The organism is Geodermatophilus sp. CPCC 206100, from assembly GCF_048569675.1.
Lineage (GTDB): Bacteria > Actinomycetota > Actinomycetes > Mycobacteriales > Geodermatophilaceae > Geodermatophilus.
In genome coordinates, this window is sequence record NZ_JAQISV010000059.1 from 1 (window position 1) to 17,282 (window position 17,282).

Below are 17,282 nucleotides of genomic sequence, written 5' to 3' on the forward strand. Positions count from 1 at the left end.
CGACGCACCCGCCGCCCCCGTGGCACCGCCGCCCGCGCCCGCGCCCGCGCCGGCCGCCGAGCCGGCTCAGCCCGCCGAGCCCGCGGAGGCCGCGGAGGCCGCGGAGGCCGCGGAGCTCCGGACGGCGGCGCAGGCCTCCGGCTCGGCGTGGCCGGTGCCCCTGGCCGTCGGCGCCGGCCTCGGCATCGCGCTGCTCGCGGGATGGGCCGGCGCCCGCACCCTGCGGCAGCGGGCCGCGTCCACCCACTGACCTCCCCCTTGGGGGACAGCCACCGCGGACCGGTGTTCAGGAACGGCCGGGTCCGTGCCGATGGAGCCGACATGCACCTCTCCCGCACCCCCCGCCGGCTCACCACCGTCCTGACCGGATCGGTGGCCGCCGCACTCCTGCTCCTCGGCTCGGCCCCCACCGTCGCCGCGGACGAGCAGGTCACCATCGACGTCCTCAAGGTCGTCGACGGCGGGTACGTGGTCGAGACGGTGACCGCGCCGGCCCGCTCCGCCGCGGCGACCGAGGACTCCCTCGAGGCGCGGCCCGAGGTCGTCGACGCCAGCCCGGCCGTGGAGTACCGGCCCGACGCCGGAGATCCGTACTGGGACCTCGACGACCCGCAGGTGACCAGCTCGGTCCAGGACGTGTGGCCGCGGACGCGCGGGGCGGGGCAGACCGTGGCGGTGCTCGACACCTCCGTCGACACCACCCACCCGGACCTCGCCGGGGCCTTCGTGCCCGGCACCGACACCACCGGGATGCCGGCGGACACGGAGTGGCACGGCACCGGCGTGGCCGGCGTCATCGCCGCCCGGGCCGACAACGGCATCGGCAGCGCCGGCATGGCACCCGAGGCCCGCATCATGCCGATCCGCGTCTGCGCCCCCAGCTGCTCCTCGGCCGCGGTCTCCCGCGGCATCCTGTGGGCGGCCGACCACGGCGCCGACGTCATCAACATGTCCCTGTCCGGCGCCGGCTACTCCGACGTGACGGCCACGGCCATCCGGTACGCCCTGGACAAGGGCATCGCCGTCGTCGCCTCGTCCGGCAACGACGGCCTCAACGGCAACCCGGTCTCGTGGCCGGCCGCCAACAACGGCGTCATCGCCGTCGCCGCGACCACGCCCACGGGGGCGCCCGCGGACTGGGCCGTGCACGGCTGGCAGGTCGACGTCTCGACCGTCGGCGAGGGCGTGCTCGTGCCGGTGCCCGAGGCGAGCTACGCGAACGGGACGGGCACGTCCTTCTCCGGTCCCGCGGTCGCCGGAGCGGTCGCCCTGCTCCGCGCCGGACACCCGGGCATCGCGCCGCGGGACGTGCAGGCGGCGCTGCAGGCCGGGGTGGACAGCAGCGGGCCGTGGGACCGCGCGTGGGGTGCCGGGCGGCTCGACGTGCCCGCCGCCATGGCCGCGGCCGACCGCGCCGGCGTCGCCGTCACCGTCACCCCCTCGTCGCAGCAGCTCGCGGTCAGCTGGTCGCCGGTCCCCGGCGCCACCTCCTACACCGTGCGGGTCGACGGCGTCGAGCGCGCCGTGGTGGCCGGCACCAGCGCCACCGTCGGCGGCCTCGTCGACGGCACCCAGGTCGCCGTCGACGTCCAGCCCGGCAACGGTGAGCGCAGCCGGCCGGTGCTCGCCGACGTCGGGGGCGCCCTCCCGGGCACGCCGGTCCTGCACTCCGGCTCGATCAGCGGGTCGACGCTCAGCCTGTCGGCGTCCGTGCCCGGGGTGGCCGCGGCGACCCCGGTCCAGTACCAGCTGCTGCGGGACGGGCTCAGCATGGGTTCGATCCCGTTCAGCCTCTCGGACACGCCCCGCACCGTCGCGGTGAACGTGGGCGTCGCGCCGGCCCACGAGTCCCGCTGGCAGCTGCGCCCGGTGGACGGCTACAGCCGGTTCGGCGCGGCCTCGAACTCCGTGGTCGTCGGCAGCGGGCGGCCGGCGCCGCCCGCCGCCGCCCCCGCGGGGCTGACCGCGGTCCAGAGCGACCGCGAGGTGCTCCTGACCTGGGACGACGCCGGCGCCGCCCACACCTACCGGGTCAGCGTCGCCGGGTCGGTCGTCGCCGCCCCGCAGACCGCCGGTGCGGTGCTCGAGGCGCCCGCGGCGGGCGTGGCCCGCACCTACGAGGTCGCCGTGGTCGACGCGTGGGGTCAGGCCGGGCCCGCGGCCGGCGTCACGGTGACCGGCACCGGCAGCACCGCGACGCGGCCGGGTGCGCCGACCGGCGTGACCGCCGCGCCCGGCGACGGCCAGGTCACGCTCTCCTGGACCGCCGCCCCGTCCCACGGCAGCCCGGTCACCGGCTACACCGTCGCGACGACGCCGGGAGGAGCCACCGTCTCGACTCCCGGCTCGACGACGGCGACCGTGACCGGCCTGACCAACGGCACCTCCTACGACTTCACCGTGACCGCCACCAACGCCGTGGGCACCGGCCCGGCCAGCCAGCCGGCGACCGCGGTCCCGCAGCCGGCGGCGGCGGCACCGGGGGCGCCCGGCACGGTGACCGCGGTCCGCGGCGACGGCCAGGCCACCGTGACCTGGGCGGCCGCGACCGCCAACGGGAGCGCGGTCACCGGCTACACGGTCACCGCGTCCCCGGGCGGCGCCACCGCGACCACGACCGGCGCGCGGAGCGTCGTCGTCCCCGGGCTGACCAACGGGACCGCCCACACGTTCACGGTCCGCGCGAGCAACGCCGTGGGCACCGGCCCGGCCAGCGCCGCCAGCAACCCGGTCACGCCCGCCGGCCGCCCCGGGGCCCCGGGGTCGGTGACGGCCGTGCCCGGGAACCGGTCGGCGACGGTCACCTGGACGCCGGGCGCGGCGAACGGCAGCGCGGTGACCGGCTACACGGTCACCGCCTCCCCGGGCGGGGCGACCGCGGCCACCACGGGGGCGACGAGCGCCACCGTGGCCGGCCTGTCCAACGGCACCGCCTACACGTTCACGGTGCGGGCGCAGAACGCCGTGGGCACCGGTGCGGCCAGCGCCCCCAGCGCCGGCGTCGTCCCCGGTGCCTCCGCTGCCGACGCCATCGCGGCCGCCTACCAGGCCACCGGCGGCGCCACCGGCCCGCTGGGCGCGCGCATCGGCACGGGGTACCCCACGCCGAACAGCGGGCTGACCCAGGCCTATGCCAACGGCCGCATCCACTGGTCGCCGACGACCGGGGCGCACGCGGTGTACGGGGACATCTCGCGGGCCTACGACCCGCTGACCGGTGAGTCCGGGGTCCTGGGCTACCCGGTGTCCGACCGCTACGCCACCCCGGGCAACGGCTGGACCCAGGCGTTCGAGCACGGCCGGATCCACACCTCGCCGGGCACGGGGGCGCACGCGGTGTACGGGGACATCTCCCGCGCCTACGACCCGCTGATGGGGGAGTCCGGGATCCTCGGTTATCCGGTGTCCGGCCGGTACGCCACGCCGGGCAACGGCTGGACGCAGGCCTTCCAGAACGGCCGGATCCACACCTCGCCGGGCACCGGGGCGCACGCGGTGCTGGCGCCGATCTCCGGCGCCTACGACGCGTTGTGGGGCGAGTCGGGGGTGCTGGGCTACCCCGTGTCCGGCCGCTACGCCACGCCGGGCAACGGCTGGACCCAGGCGTTCGAGCGCGGCCGGATCCACACCTCCCCGACGACGGGCGCGCACGCCGTGTACGGGGACATCTCCCGCGCCTACGACCCGCTGACCGGTGAGTCCGGGATCCTCGGTTATCCGGTGTCCGGCCGGTACGCCACGCCGGGCAACGGCTGGACCCAGGCCTTCCAGAACGGCCGGATCCACACCTCGCCGGGCACCGGGGCGCACGCGGTGCTGGCGCCCATCTCCGGCGCCTACGACGTGCTGCGCGGCGAGTCGGGGGTGCTGGGCTACCCGGTGGGCAGCCGGTACGCCACCCCCGGCAACGGCTGGACCCAGGCCTTCCAGAACGGCCGGATCCACACCTCCCCGACCACGGGCGCGCACGCGGTGTACGGGGACATCTCCCGCGCCTACGACCCGCTGACCGGTGAGTCCGGGATCCTGGGCTACCCGGTGTCCGACCGGTACGCCACCCCCGGCAACGGCTGGACCCAGGCCTTCCAGAACGGCCGGATCCACACCTCGCCGGGCACCGGGGCGCACGCGGTGCTGGCGCCCATCTCCGGCGCCTACGACGCGCTGTGGGGCGAGTCGGGGGTGCTCGGCTACCCGGTGGGCAGCCGCTACGCCACCCCGGGCAACGGCTGGACGCAGGCGTTCGAGCGCGGCCGGATCCACACCTCGCCGGGCACCGGGGCGCACGCGGTGCTGGCGCCCGTCTCCGCGGCCTACGACAGCGTCATGGGCGAGTCCGGCCCACTGGGCTATCCGACCGGACCGGCCCGCGCCGTCCCGGGTGGCGTGGAGCAGTCCTTCCAGCGCGGCCGGATCGCCGTCGTCGGGGGGCGGACCCAGGTCCAGTACGTCTGACCCGCCGTCCGAGGGCCCGCCGGTCGACCACCGGCGGGCTCTCGGGCGCGTGCCGGTCTACGCGTCGGCGATGGTGCAGATGACCGCGCCGCTGGCCACGGTCGCGCCGACCTCGGCCGACAGCCCGGACACCGTCCCCGCCTTGTGCGCGGCGATCGGCTGCTCCATCTTCATGGCCTCGAGGACGACGACGAGGTCACCGGCCGCCACGGTCGCGCCGTCCTCGACGGCGACCTTCACGATGGTGCCCTGCATCGGGCTGGTGAGGGCGTCGCCGGAGACCGCCGACCCGCCGTGCCCGCTCCCGCGGCGGCGGGGCGCGGGGCTCCCCGCGGCCGCGGTCCCGCCGCCGGCGGCCAGACCGGCGGGCAGCGAGACCTCCAGCCGCCGTCCGCCCACCTCGACGACCACCGTCTGGCGCGGCTCCGGCTCCTCCTGCGCGGCCGGCGCGGCGTCGTACGGCGGGACCTGGTTGTCCCACCCGGTCTCGATCCAGCGGGTGTGCACGCCGAACGGCTCGCTGGTGAACGCCTCGTCCCGGACGACGGCCCGGTGGAACGGGAGGACCGTCGGCATGCCCTCGACGACCAGCTCGTCCAGGGCGCGGCGGGCCCGCTGCAGGGCCTCGGTGCGGGTGGCGCCGGTGACGATCAGCTTGGCCAGCATGGAGTCGAACGCGCCGGCCACCTCGCCGCCGGTCGCGACGCCGGAGTCCCAGCGGACCCCTGGGCCCTGCGGGATCTCCAGGCGCTGCACCGGGCCGGGGGCCGGCATGAAGTTGCGGCCGGCGTCCTCGGCGTTGATCCGGAACTCGATGCTGTGCCCGCGCGGCTCCGGGTCCTCGGTGATCTCCAGCGGCAGCCCCTCGGCGATCCGGAACTGCTGGCGCACCAGGTCGATGCCGCTGGTCTCCTCGGTGACCGGGTGCTCCACCTGGAGCCGGGTGTTGACCTCGAGGAAGGAGATGGAGCCGTCGGCGCCGACCAGGTACTCGACCGTGCCGGCGCCGGTGTAGCCGGCCTCCGCGCAGATGGCCCGGGCCGACTCGTGGATCCGCTTGCGCTGCTCGTCGGTCAGGAAGGGCGCGGGCGCCTCCTCCACCAGCTTCTGGTTGCGGCGCTGCAGCGAGCAGTCCCGGGTCCCGACGACGACGACGGTGCCGTGGGTGTCGGCGAGCACCTGGGCCTCGACGTGCCGGGGCTGGTCCAGGAACCGCTCGACGAAGCACTCGCCGCGGCCGAAGGCCGAGACCGCCTCGCGGACCGCGGAGTCGAACAGCTCCGGGATCTCCTCCCTGGTGCGGGCCACCTTGAGGCCCCGGCCGCCGCCACCGAACGCGGCCTTGATCGCCACCGGCAGGCCGTGCTCGTCGGCGAACGCGAGGACCTCCTCGGGGCCGGAGACCGGGTCCGTGGTCCCGGGCACCAGCGGGGCGCCGGCCCGCGTGGCGATGTGCCGGGCCTGCACCTTGTCGCCGAGGGCGATGATCGCCTCCGGGGAGGGACCGATCCAGGTCAGCCCGGCGTCGATGACCGCGCGGGCGAAGTCGGCGTTCTCCGACAGGAACCCGTAGCCCGGGTGGACGGCGTCGGCCTCGCACCGCTGTGCGGCGTCGAGGATCTTGTCGATGACCAGGTAGGAGTCGCCCGGCGTCGTCCCGCCGAGGGCGAAGGCCTCGTCGGCGATCCGGACGTGGAGGGCGTCCCGGTCGGGCTCCGCGTAGACCGCGACGCTGGTCAGCCCGGCGTCGCGGCAGGCGCGGGCGACCCGCACGGCGATCTCGCCGCGGTTGGCGATGAGGACCTTGTGCACCGGTGCTCCCTCTCAGCGTGGACCGCCCGGACTGTAGCCAGGCGGTCGGCTGCCGGTGCGCGCCAGGTCACCGTCGGCTGAGGACGTAGCGGAAGCCGACCCAGTTGGGTCCCGGGCTGGTGTCCGGGTCCACCCGCTCGATCCGCAGGCCGGCGCGGGTCATCGCCGGGAGGAGGGTCTCCATCGGGATGCCGTGCATCTGCATGACGGCGCCGAACCGGTGCCGCACGTAGGCGTGGATCAGCCGCCGCGGGACGACCCGGTAGAGGCGGCCGATGACGGTGTTGGACGGCCGCGACGGCACGGTGAGCACGGCCATGCCCCCCGGCCGCAGCACGCGGGCGAACTCGGCCACGTACCCGAGCGCCGCCGCCGGAGGCATGTGCTGCAGCACGATCGTCGTGTAGACGAAGTCGAAGCTCGCGTCGGGGAGGAGCGCGAGGTCCGGGCGCTCGTTGAGCAGGAACCGGCAGTTCGACCGGCTGCTGTGCCGCTCGGCCGCGGCCACCATCGAGGGGGCGATGTCGACGCCGGTGACCGAGTCGAAGTGGTCGGCCAACGCCTGGCTCAGCCGCCCGACGCCGCACCCGAAGTCCAGTGCGGCGCCCCGGCGGGGGAGGCCGCCGAGACCGTCGAGCAGGGCCATGACCCCGGCGATCTCCCGCCGGCCGGTGGCGAAGAACTCCTCGGGGTCCCACCTGCCGCCCTCACGGCCGGGTTCGGTCAGGACCGCCCACATCGGGTCGGTCTCACCGAAGGCGTTCCACGCGTCGCGCACTTCCCGCAGGTCCACACCTCGACGCTAGTGGGCCGATCCGCTCCTCGGACGGGTCTCGGCCGTCACCGGCGCCAGAGGTCGGTGATCGCCAGACCCCGCTTGGCCAGCTGGGTGCGCAGCGTCGCCAGCGACAGGCCCACCACCGCCGCGGGGTCGCCGTCCACCCGGCGGACGAACGGCGCCCCCAGCCCGTCGAGCGTGAAGGCGCCGGCCACCGCGAGCGGCTCCCCGGTGGCGAGGTAGGCCTCGATCTCCTGCGGCGTCGGCGCGGCGAAGTGCACCGTGGTGGAGACCACCGCGACGTCCCGGCCGAGCACGGTGCCGTCCTGGACGTCGAACAGCGCCTGCCCGGTGTGCAGGACGCCGCTCCTGCCGCCCATGCGCTGCCAGCGGTCGCGGGCCTCGCGCGCGTCGGCCGGCTTGCCCATCGACTGGCCGCGGAACTCCAGCAGCGAGTCGGCGCCGATGACCAGCGCGTCGGTCTCGCGGCGGGCGACGGCCGCTGCCTTGGCGGCGGCCAGCAGCGCGACCCGCTCACCCACCCGCGGCGCGCGGACGGCGGACTCGTCCACGTTGCTCACCACGACCTCGGGGGTCAGCCCCGCCTGGCGCAGCAGCGCCAGCCGCGCCGGCGACGCCGAGGCGAGCACCAGTCGACGATCCGCGCTCATGAGAACCTCCCGGACGCGCGCCAGCCGCCGGGGCCGGGGCGCAGTGGTGTGCGGTGCGCGTCGGCGGCCGACGCCCACGCCCCGACGGGGGTGGGCCGGCGGCGGGGACGGCGCTTCGACAGGGCCGCGACGACGGCGGTGAGGGCGGCCAGCTCCTCGGCCGTGGGCTCGCCCCGGACCACCCGCAGCAGGGGGGCGGAGTCGCTGGAGGACAGTTTCCGCGCTCCAGCGACTCCGCTCGGGTGGTCACTCACAGCGGGATGTTCCCGTGCTTCTTCGGCGGCAGCGTCTGGCGCTTGTTGGCCAGCAGGCGCAGCGCGCGGGTGACCTGGATGCGGGTGTGCGAGGGCAGGATGACCTGGTCGACGTACCCGCGGTCGGCGGCGACGTAGGGACTCAGCAGCGCGTCCTCGTACTCGGTGATGAGCTCGGCGCGGCGGGCGTCGGGGTCGGCGGCCTCGGCGAGCTCGCGGCGGTGGAGGATGTTGACCGCGCCCTGGGCGCCCATGACGGCGATCTGCGCCGTCGGCCAGGCCAGGTTGAGGTCCGCACCCAGGTGCTTGGACCCCATGACGTCGTACGCCCCGCCGTAGGCCTTGCGGGTGATGACCGTGATCTTGGGAACCGTGGCCTCCGCGTAGGCGTAGATCAGCTTGGCTCCGCGGCGGATGATCCCCTCCCACTCCTGGGAGGTGCCGGGCAGGAAGCCGGGGACGTCGACGAAGGTCAGCACCGGGACGTTGAACGCGTCGCAGGTGCGCACGAACCGGGCCGCCTTCTCACTGGCGTCGATGTCCAGCGTGCCGGCGAACTGGGTGGGCTGATTGGCCACGACCCCGACCGGCCGGCCCTCCACCCGGCCGAAGCCGATGACGATGTTCGGGCCGAACAGCGGCTGCACCTCGAGGAACTCGCCGTCGTCGAGCACGTGGGTGAGGACGGTGTGCATGTCGTAGGGGGTGTTGGGCGAGTCCGGGACGAAGGTGTCGAGCTCGAGGTCGGCCTCGGTGACGCCGTCCGGGATCGAGACGTCGACCGCGGGCACCTCGGCGACCGGCAGCGGGTCGAGGTTGTTGCTCGGCAGGTAGGACAGCAGCGCCTTGACGTAGTCCAGGGCGTCGGTCTCGTCCTCGGCCAGGTAGTGCGCCACGCCCGACTTGGTGTTGTGCGTCCGCGCGCCGCCGAGTTCCTCCAGGGTGACGTCCTCGCCGGTCACCGTCTTCACGACGTCGGGGCCGGTGATGAACATCTGGCTGGTCTTGTCCACCATCACGACGAAGTCGGTCAGGGCGGGGGAGTAGACGTGCCCGCCGGCCGCGGCCCCCATGACCAGCGAGATCTGCGGGATGACGCCCGAGGCGTGCACGTTGCGCCGGAAGATCTCGGCGTACAGGCCGAGGGAGACCACGCCCTCCTGGATCCGCGCGCCGCCGCCCTCGTTGATGCCGATGACCGGGCAGCCGTTGCGCATGGCCAGGTCCAGCACCTTGACGATCTTCTCGCCGTAGACCTCGCCGAGGCTGCCGCCGAACACGGTGACGTCCTGGGAGAAGACGCAGACCGGCCGACCGTCGACGGTGCCGTAGCCGGTGACCACGCCGTCGCCGAAGGGACGGCGGGCCTCCATGCCGAACGCGGTCGAGCGGTGCCGGGCGAACTCGTCGAGCTCGGTGAACGAGCCGGGGTCCAGCAGTGCCTCGATCCGCTCGCGGGCGGTCATCTTCCCGGCGGCGTGCTGCTTCTGGACCGCGCGGGCGGAGCCGGCGTGGGTGGCCTCCTCCACGCGCCGGGCGAAGTCGGCCAGCTTGCCGGCGGTCGTGTGCAGGTCCCCGGGGACGTGCTCGCCCGCGCTGTCCGGTTCCGCCGCGCTCATGCGCACTCCTCGCTGCCGCTCGTCGGCCGCATCCGCGGCGGTGCCGTGCCTCTGCGTGACCTCGCGAGCTCGCCCACGGGTTCCGTAGCGTAAGGGAGTGCCTCCGGCGTCGCCGTCCCCGTCCGTGGACCCCTCCCGGCCCCCGTTGGACGCCGCCGCGCTCGGCGCGGCCCTGACCGGGGACGGTGCCCTGTGGCGCTCGCTGGAGGTGGTGGCCGAGGTCGGCTCGACCAACGCCGAGCTGCTCGCGGCCGCCGCGCAGGACGCCCCGGAGGGCACCGTGCTGGTGGCCGAGCACCAGGCGGCCGGCCGCGGCCGGCTGGACCGCACCTGGACCTCGCCGCCCCGCGCCGGGCTGACCGTGTCGCTCCTGCTGCGTCCCGACGTGCCGGCGGCGCGCCGCGGGTGGCTGCCGCTGCTGACCGGGGTGGCCCTCGCGGAGGCGGTGGGCGAGGTCCCGGGCCTGCGCACCTCGCTGAAGTGGCCCAACGACCTGCTCGCCGCCGACGGCGGCAAGCTGGCCGGCATCCTCGCCGAGGTCGGCTCGGGTGCCGTCGTCGTGGGGGTGGGGCTCAACGTGTCGACGACGGCGGCGGAGCTGCCGGAGGGCGGGAGCTCGCTGGCGCTGGCCGCCGGGCGCCCGGTCGACCGGGGCGCGGTGCTCCTGGGCTTCCTGCGCGGGCTGGAGCGCCGCTACCGGGCGTGGACGGCGGCGCTCGGCGACCCGGTCGGCACCGGCCTGGCCCGCGACTACCTGGCCTGGTGCTCGACGATCGGGGCGACGGTCGCGGTGACCCTGCCCGACGGGTCCACCCTCGACGGGGTCGCCGAGGCGGTCGACTGGGACGGCCGGCTCGTCGTCCGGACCGCGCAGGGGCCGGTCGAGCTGGCCACCGGTGACGTGCGACACGTGCGGACACGACCGCGCGAAGGGTGACGGTCTGCATGCGCTGCGTCATCCTGGCTCGGTGCCCTACCCGGACAAGCTGCTGGCCGCCGACGAAGAGGTCGTCCGGCACCTCCACCCGCACTGGCTGACGGTCTTCTGGCCGGTCGTCGCCGCCCTGCTCGTCGTGGGCGGGGCCTCCTTCGGCGCCGCGCTCGTCCCCGGCGGGCCGGAGCAGGGCGTCGTCCGGCTGGTCATCGCGGCGGTCGCGCTGGTGCTGCTGGCGGTCTTCGTCCTCGCGCCGCTGCTGCGCTGGCGCACCACCCACTACGTCATCACCACGCACCGGCTGCTGTTCCGCGCCGGCATCCTCGTCCGCCACGGCCGCGACCTCGGCCTGTCCCGCATCACCGACGTCTCCTACCGGCAGACGCTGTGGGAGCGGCTGATCAGCTCCGGCACGCTGACCATCGAGTCCGCCGGCGACGGCGGCCCCACGGTGCTGCGCCGGATCCCCGACAGCGACGGCGTCCAGCAGCTGCTCAACCACATGGTCGAGGAGGACGCCGACCGGCGGGCGATGGAGAGCGCCGGGTACCTCTCCGACGGCTGGGCGCACGAGACCGCCCGCTTCTGACCACCCTCCGGCCGCCCGGTGTGACGGATCGGTCACGGCGCGCCGCGAGGTTTCTGTCGGCCCCCCGACCTACCGTCTGCGGCCATGCGGCTGCTGCACACCTCCGACTGGCACATCGGCCGCTCCCTCCACGGCGCCGACCTGCTCCGTGAGCAGGAGGCCGTGCTCTCCGGCCTGGCCGAGGCGGTCGCCGCCGAGTCCGTCGACGTGGTGGTGGTCGCCGGCGACGTCTACGACCGGGCGGTGCCCTCGGCCGACGCGACCGCCGTCCTCGACCGGGTCCTCATGCGGCTGCGCAGCGCGGGGGCGGTCGTCGTCCTGACCCCGGGCAACCACGACTCGGCCCGCCGCCTGGCGTTCGGTGCCGGCCTGATGGCGACCTCCGGGGTGCACGTCCGAGCGGCGACCGGCCGGCTCGACGAGCCGGTGCTGCTGGCCGACGAGCACGGCGACGTGGCGGTCTACGGCGTGCCCTACCTGGAGCCGGAGCTGGCCCGGCACGAGCTGGGGGGTGGGCGGGAGACCAGCATGGCCCGCACCCACGAGGCGGTGCTCACCGAGGCGATGGACCGGGTCCGCGCCGACCTCTTCCTCCGGCCCGGCGCGCGCTCGGTCGTGCTGGCGCACGCGTTCGTCGGCGGCGCCGTGGCCAGCGACAGCGAGCGTGACATCTGCGTCGGCGGGGTCGACCTGGTGCCCGCGTCGGTGTTCGACGGCGTCGACTACGTCGCGCTGGGGCACCTGCACCGGCCGCAGACGCTGACCCCGCGGCTGCGCTACAGCGGCTCGCCCCTGGCCTACTCCTTCGGCGAGGCCGGGCAGGACAAGCAGGCGTGGCTGGTCGACCTCGACGCGGCCGGGCTGGCCGAGGTGCGGCCGCTGCCGCTGCCCACGCCGCGCCCGCTGACCGTGCTCACCGGCACCCTCGCCGAGCTGCTCGCCGACCCGGCGCACGCCGCGGTCGAGGAGCACTTCCTCTCCGCCCGGCTGACCGACGACGTCCGCCCGGCCGACCCGATGCGGCAGCTGCAGACCCGCTTCCGGCACTGCGTGCACCTGGAGTGGACCGGCGCGACGGGCACCGGCGACGGCCGCAGCTACCAGGAGCGGCTGCGCGGCCGCAACGACCTCGACGTCACCGGCGAGTTCGTCCACCACGTCCGCGGGGGAGTGGCCGTCAGCGCCGCCGAGCGCGAGCTGCTCGCGCGGGCGCTGAGCGCGGCCGCCCGGGAGGAGCTGGCCCGGTGAGGCTGCACTCCCTCTCGCTCAGCGCGTTCGGGCCGTTCGCCGGCACCGAGACCGTCGACGTCGACGACGTCGCCCGCGACGGCCTGTTCCTGCTCTGGGGCCCCACCGGCGCGGGCAAGACCACCCTGCTGGACGCCGTCGTCTACGCCCTCTACGGCACCGTCCCCGGCGCCCGCGGCGAGGAGAAGCGGCTGCGCAGCGACCACGCCGACGCCGCCACCCGCACCGAGGTCTCCTGCGAGCTCACCCTGGCCGGCGAGCGGCTGCTCGTCGTGCGTCGCCCCGAGCAGACCCGCCCCAAGAAGCGCGGCGCGGGCGAGACGAGCGAGCCGGCCCGGATGACCGTCCAGCGGTGGGACGGCGGCACCTGGGAGCCGGTCAGCACCCGGATCGACGAGGGGTCGGAGTACCTGCGGGTCCGGCTCGGCCTGTCCGCCGAGCAGTTCTGCCAGGTGGTGCTGCTGCCGCAGGGCGACTTCGCGCGCTTCCTGCGCGCCGAGCCGGAGGACCGCGCCCGGCTGCTGCGCACCCTGTTCGACGTCGACCGGTTCGCCCGCGCCGAGGACTGGCTGGCCGCCGAGCGCCGCGCCGCCGAGGAGTCGCTGCGCGCCGACCGGCACCGGATCAGCACCCTGCTGCACCGCGTCGCGCAGATCGCCGACGTGGAGGTCCCCGAGGCGCTGGCGCCCGAGCTGGTCGGCGCCCACCCCGGCGCCAGCGTGCGCGCGTGGGTGTCCGCGGTCCGGACCCGTGCCGCCGCCGACCTCGCCCGCGCCGAGGCCACCGCCGCCGAGGCCGCCGCGACCGGCGCCCGGCTCGACGCCGAGCTGGCCGACGCCCGAGCCCTGGCCGACCGGCACGCCCGTCGCGACCGCGCGCGCGAGGAGCTGGCGCGGCTCACCGCCCAGGAGGCCGGGCTGGCTCCGCTGCGGGCCCGCGCCGACGCCGGACGGCGCGCCGAGGTCCTGCGCGACGTGCTGGAGACCGCCGGCCGCTCCGCGCTGGCCGCCGAGGCCGCCGGCACCGCGCTCGCCGCTGCCCGCGCCGCCTGGGCCGCGGGCGGCGAGCGCCGTGACGCCGACACCCTGCTGGCCCGCGCGCTGCGGGACGAGGCCGCGGCCGCCCGCGCGCTCGTGCCCGAGGCCGACCGGGCGCGCACCCTGGCCCGCGAGGTGGCCGCCCTCGACCGGGACGTCGAGACGCTGACGGCCCGCTGGGCGGAGGGCGCCCGCGCCGCGGCCACCTGGCCCGACCGGGTCGCCGACGCCCAGACCGGGCTCGACGCCGCTCTCGCCGCCGTCGCAGCGCTGCCCGGGTGCACCGCCGCCGAGGAGGCCGCCGGCGAGGCCCTGGCGGCCGCCACCCGCGCCGAGCAGGTCACCGCCGCGCTGGCGCCGGCAAGGGCGGCGGCGGAGGCGGCGCGGGTCGCCTGGCTCGGGGCCCGCGAGGACCTCGTCGAGCTGCGCGCCGCCCGGCTCGACGGCATGGCCGCCGAGCTCGCCGCCGGGCTGGCCGACAGCGCCGACTGCCCGGTCTGCGGCTCGCGCGAGCACCCGCGCCCGGCGGTGCCTCCCGCCCGCACCGTCTCGGCCGACGACGAGGAGCGGGCCCGGGCCGCCGTCGACGCCGCCGAGGTCCGCGCCACGGCCACCCGCGGAGCCGTCGAGGAGGGGGAGCGGGAGCTCGCCGTCCTCCGCGCCCGGGCCGGCGGATCGCCGCCCGAGGAGCTGGCCGCCCGGGCCCGCCACGCACGGGCCGAGCTGGCCGAGGTCACCGCCCGGGCCGGCTCGGCCGGCCGAGCCCGCCGGGAGCTGGCCGCCGCCGAGGCCGGCCGGGACGCCGCCGCTGCGACGCTCGCCGCCGGCCGCGAGGAGATGCAGCGGCGCACCGCCGAGCGCGCCGCCCGCGAGGAGGCGCTGCGGGAGCTCACCGAGCGCCTCGACACCGCCCGCGGCACGGACGCCGACCTGGCCGCGCGGGTCCGCCGCCTCACCACCGCCGCCGAGCGCTGCGAGGCCGTCGTCGCGGCCGAGGCCGAGGAGCTGCGGGCCCGTGCCGCGGCCGACACCGCCCGCGCCACCGCCGCGGAGCGGGCGGCGGCCGCCGGGTTCGGCGACGTGCTGGACGCGGCGGCCGCCCTCCTGGAGGCGGGCGAGCTGGCCACGCTCGACCGCCGGCTGCGCGAGCACGACGCGGCCCGGTCCGTCGTCGTCGCCACCCTCGCCGACCCCGAGCTCACCGACCTGCCCGATCGGCCGGACGTCGCCGCGCTGCAGGAGCGCTGCGCCGATCTCACCGCGCGCCGGGAGGAGGCCGTCACCGCCCGCGACCAGGCGCGCCGGTGCGGCACCGCCCTCGACGGGCTGGCCGGGGACGTGGTGGCCGCGGAGGTGGAGCTGGCCGAGCGGCGGGACCGGGCCGGGCAGGTCGCCGGCCTGGCCGACCTGGTCAACGGGCGCGGCGCCAACACCCTGCGGATGCGCCTGCAGTCCTTCGTGCTGGCCGCGCGGCTGGAGCAGGTGGCCGAGGTCGCCAGCCGCCGGTTGCAGGAGATGTCGGGCAGCCGCTACACGTTCCTGCACAGCGACGCCCAGGCCCGGCACGGTGCCCGCGGCGGGTTGGGGCTGGACGTCTTCGACGAGTACACCGGCACCCGCCGGCCGACCAAGACCCTCTCCGGCGGCGAGAGCTTCATGGCCTCGCTCGCCCTGGCCCTCGGGCTGGCCGACGTCGTCACCGCCGAGGCCGGCGGCGTGCAGATGGACACCCTGTTCGTCGACGAGGGGTTCGGCACCCTCGACGCGCAGGCCCTCGACGCCGTGATGAACGTGCTCGACGACCTGCGTCGCGGCGGCCGGACGGTGGGCGTGATCAGCCACCTGGAGGAGCTGCGCACCCGCATCCCCACCCGCCTGGAGGTGGTCGCCGGGCGGCAGGGGTCACGCCTGGCCGGCTGAGCGCTCCCCGTCGTCCGTCCGGCCGGCGGGCCCGGCGATCCGCAGCGCCGGGGCCAGCTCGGCGACCCGGCGCAGCAACTGCTCCAGCGGGTCGCCGCAGAGGTCGGTGATCCGGCGGGTGGTCCGGACCAGCTCGGCGACGGTCAGCGGGTGGTCGGCGATCCCGGCGTTCGACCACGCCGGGTGCATGCCCTCGTCGGAGTCGGCGTCGGTGTCCTGCCACACGGTGTGCACCACCGCCGTCCGGACGGCGTACAGCTTGCGCACCTGGTGGGTCCACTCCAGGACGTCGTCGTTGAGCCGCCGGTCGCGGACGTGCAGCGGCATGAGGTTGCGGATGATCCGCACCAGCGCGTCGAGCTCCAGCGGGAGCAGGTAGGGGGCGCTGCGCTCGTTGACGCCGCTGAGCGCGCGGGCCAGCTGGGACACGGCCCGCTCGGCGACGGCCGCCGCGGAGACGAGGCGGCCGACCGCCTGGTGCCAGTCGTCCAGGTCCGCAGAAGTCACGCCCCGCTCCGTTCCACCCCCCGACCGCCGGCGGGCACCGCTCCCATTGTCCCGGGGGCCGGGGATCGGGGCAGGGCGGTGGTCAGGTGCGGCCCCTCACGCGCGGCTCGGGGACCCCTCCGCGGCCGGCCCCGGCACCCCCTCCGCGGCCGGGAACACCCAGCTGCGGTAGGCGAGGAAGCGGATGACGGTCCCGACGGCGATCGAGCCGAGGTTCGCCGCCTGCAGCACCCAGGCGCTCTCCTGCCCGAGCGGGTACCGCACGAACGCGACGATGGCCAGGCCCAGCAGCAGGGTCACGCCGTTGACCGCCCAGAAGAGCAGGTACTCGCGGCGCAGGCCGGTCCGCGCGCGGCGGCCGAAGGACACGTAGCGGTGCCCGACGAAGGCGACCGTCGTCGACACGAGGGTCGACACCAGCTTGGCGAGCACCGCGCCGACGCCGGCCTGCGTGTAGAGCAGCGAGAACAGCGACAGGTCGAGCACGAAGCAGACGGCGCCGACCGCGCCGAAGGCGGACAGCTCCCGCAGCAGGAGCCGCCGCGTGGCGTCCAGCCGGCTCAGGACTCCCCGGGCGGCCGGCATGCCGGCGAGTCTACGAGGGGGGCAGGCCGGCGGCCCTCGCACGAGCCGACGCCGCACGAGCCGACGCCGCACGAGCCGACGCCGCGCGGGCCGACGCCGCGCGGGCCGGCGGCCGTGCGCCCGGGGCGCGGGGACCCCGGTGGGAGGATCCGGCGCATGCGCCGACGGCTCCGCGTCCCCCTCCCGGCCGTGGCGCTGCTCGCGGTGCTGCTCGCGGTCCTGGTGGCCTGCGGGACGCCCGGGGCGTCGGGGGAGTCGGAGGCGTCGCCCGCCGGGACCGGCGGCTCGGAGCCGCCCGCCCCCGCGCCACCGGAGCCCGTGGGGTTCGCCGTGGTCGGCGACTCCATCACCGCGGGGACGACGGCCCCCGTCGAGGGGACCCGCGCCGACGGGGCGGGGTCGTGGATCCCCGCCGCGGCCGTTCCGCCGCTGGCGTTCCGCGGCGGCTGGGCGGTGCCCGGCGCCACCACCGCGGACATGCGGGCCGAGGTCGGGCCGGTCGACGCCGAGGTCCTGGTCGTCATGGGCGGCACCAACGACCTGCAGCTGGGCATCCCGTGGGAGCAGAGCCGGGCCGACCTGGTCTCCGCGGTGGGCACCGCCGGGGTCGGCGCGGTCGTGCTGTCGGGGATCCCGCCGCTGGACCGGGCGCCGCAGGCGGCCCTGGACCACAACGGGGCCCTGCGGCAGCTGGCCGGCGAGCAGGGGTGGACCTTCGTCGACCCGTGGACCGAGTCGCGGACCCCGCAGGGGACGTGGGTGCCGGGCGCCAGCGGCGACGGCGTGCACCCGACCCAGCAGGTCGCCGACCTCGTCGGCGGGCGCCTGCGCGCAGCGGTGCTCGACCGCGCCGACGGCTGACCGGCCGGCGCC

Annotated in this window: 14 protein-coding genes; 7 read left to right on the top strand and 7 right to left on the bottom strand. The window is 76.6% G+C overall.

The features are described from left to right. A partial coding sequence (locus tag PGN05_RS22565; RefSeq protein ID WP_419754823.1) for a hypothetical protein occupies positions 1-250 on the top strand: 250 nt, incomplete at its 5' end. A gap of 71 nt (positions 251-321) precedes the next feature. Further along, positions 322-4,455: a fibronectin type III domain-containing protein gene (locus PGN05_RS22570; RefSeq protein WP_419754824.1), complete on the top strand. Its 4,134-nt coding sequence runs from the start codon at positions 322-324 to the stop codon at positions 4,453-4,455. Positions 4,456-4,512: 57 nt separating this feature from the next. Here the strand turns inward: PGN05_RS22570 and PGN05_RS22575 are convergent, their stop codons facing one another. The 5 genes from PGN05_RS22575 to PGN05_RS22595 form a co-directional block, all read right to left on the bottom strand. After that, positions 4,513-6,267: an acetyl/propionyl/methylcrotonyl-CoA carboxylase subunit alpha gene (locus tag PGN05_RS22575; protein ID WP_419754825.1), complete on the bottom strand. Its 1,755-nt coding sequence runs from the start codon at positions 6,265-6,267 to the stop codon at positions 4,513-4,515. Positions 6,268-6,334: 67 nt separating this feature from the next. Next, complete coding sequence (locus PGN05_RS22580) at positions 6,335-7,060, bottom strand: class I SAM-dependent methyltransferase (RefSeq protein WP_419754826.1); 726 nt, start codon at positions 7,058-7,060, stop codon at positions 6,335-6,337. A gap of 47 nt (positions 7,061-7,107) precedes the next feature. After that, a complete protein-coding gene (locus PGN05_RS22585; RefSeq protein ID WP_419754827.1) occupies positions 7,108-7,716 on the bottom strand; it encodes a Maf family protein in 609 nt (202 codons plus the stop codon). Further along, positions 7,713-7,970, bottom strand: coding sequence for an acyl-CoA carboxylase subunit epsilon (locus tag PGN05_RS22590; RefSeq protein ID WP_419754828.1), 258 nt, complete (start codon positions 7,968-7,970; stop codon positions 7,713-7,715). The genes PGN05_RS22585 and PGN05_RS22590 overlap by 4 nt, the downstream gene beginning before the upstream one ends. Further along, positions 7,967-9,589 carry an acyl-CoA carboxylase subunit beta gene (locus PGN05_RS22595; protein WP_419754829.1) on the bottom strand — a complete coding sequence of 541 codons (1,623 nt, stop codon included), beginning with the start codon at positions 9,587-9,589 and terminating at the stop codon, positions 7,967-7,969. The genes PGN05_RS22590 and PGN05_RS22595 overlap by 4 nt, the downstream gene beginning before the upstream one ends. Before the next feature lie 124 nt (positions 9,590-9,713). Here PGN05_RS22595 and PGN05_RS22600 point away from each other — a divergent pair, with 124 nt between their 5' ends. The 4 genes from PGN05_RS22600 (at position 9,714) to PGN05_RS22615 (ending at position 15,317) form a co-directional block, all read left to right on the top strand. Then, a complete protein-coding gene (locus tag PGN05_RS22600; RefSeq protein WP_419754830.1) occupies positions 9,714-10,526 on the top strand; it encodes a biotin--[acetyl-CoA-carboxylase] ligase in 813 nt (270 codons plus the stop codon). A 31-nt stretch (positions 10,527-10,557) separates the two neighbouring features. Next, the gene (locus PGN05_RS22605; RefSeq protein ID WP_419754831.1) at positions 10,558-11,112 is read left to right on the top strand and encodes a PH domain-containing protein; all 555 of its coding nucleotides are present in this window, start codon (positions 10,558-10,560) and stop codon (positions 11,110-11,112) included. An 84-nt stretch (positions 11,113-11,196) separates the two neighbouring features. After that, positions 11,197-12,360 (top strand): exonuclease SbcCD subunit D, encoded by a 1,164-nt coding sequence (locus tag PGN05_RS22610; protein WP_419754832.1) that lies wholly within the window; start codon positions 11,197-11,199, stop codon positions 12,358-12,360. Then, entirely contained in the window at positions 12,357-15,317 is a 2,961-nt protein-coding gene (locus tag PGN05_RS22615; protein ID WP_419754833.1) for an AAA family ATPase, read from the top strand. The genes PGN05_RS22610 and PGN05_RS22615 overlap by 4 nt, the downstream gene beginning before the upstream one ends. Here PGN05_RS22615 and PGN05_RS22620 read toward each other — a convergent pair. Both PGN05_RS22620 and PGN05_RS22625 read right to left on the bottom strand, forming a co-directional pair. After that, a complete protein-coding gene (locus PGN05_RS22620) occupies positions 15,300-15,824 on the bottom strand; it encodes a hypothetical protein (protein WP_419754834.1) in 525 nt (174 codons plus the stop codon). The genes PGN05_RS22615 and PGN05_RS22620 overlap by 18 nt on opposite strands. Positions 15,825-15,920: 96 nt before the next feature. Beyond that, positions 15,921-16,409, bottom strand: a complete 489-nt coding sequence (locus PGN05_RS22625; RefSeq protein WP_419754835.1) for a GtrA family protein — start codon at positions 16,407-16,409, stop codon at positions 15,921-15,923. 156 nt (positions 16,410-16,565) lie between these two features. Between PGN05_RS22625 and PGN05_RS22630 the strand changes: the two genes are divergently transcribed. Then, entirely contained in the window at positions 16,566-17,270 is a 705-nt protein-coding gene (locus PGN05_RS22630; RefSeq protein WP_419754836.1) for an SGNH/GDSL hydrolase family protein, read from the top strand. Positions 17,271-17,282 lie beyond the last annotated feature (12 nt).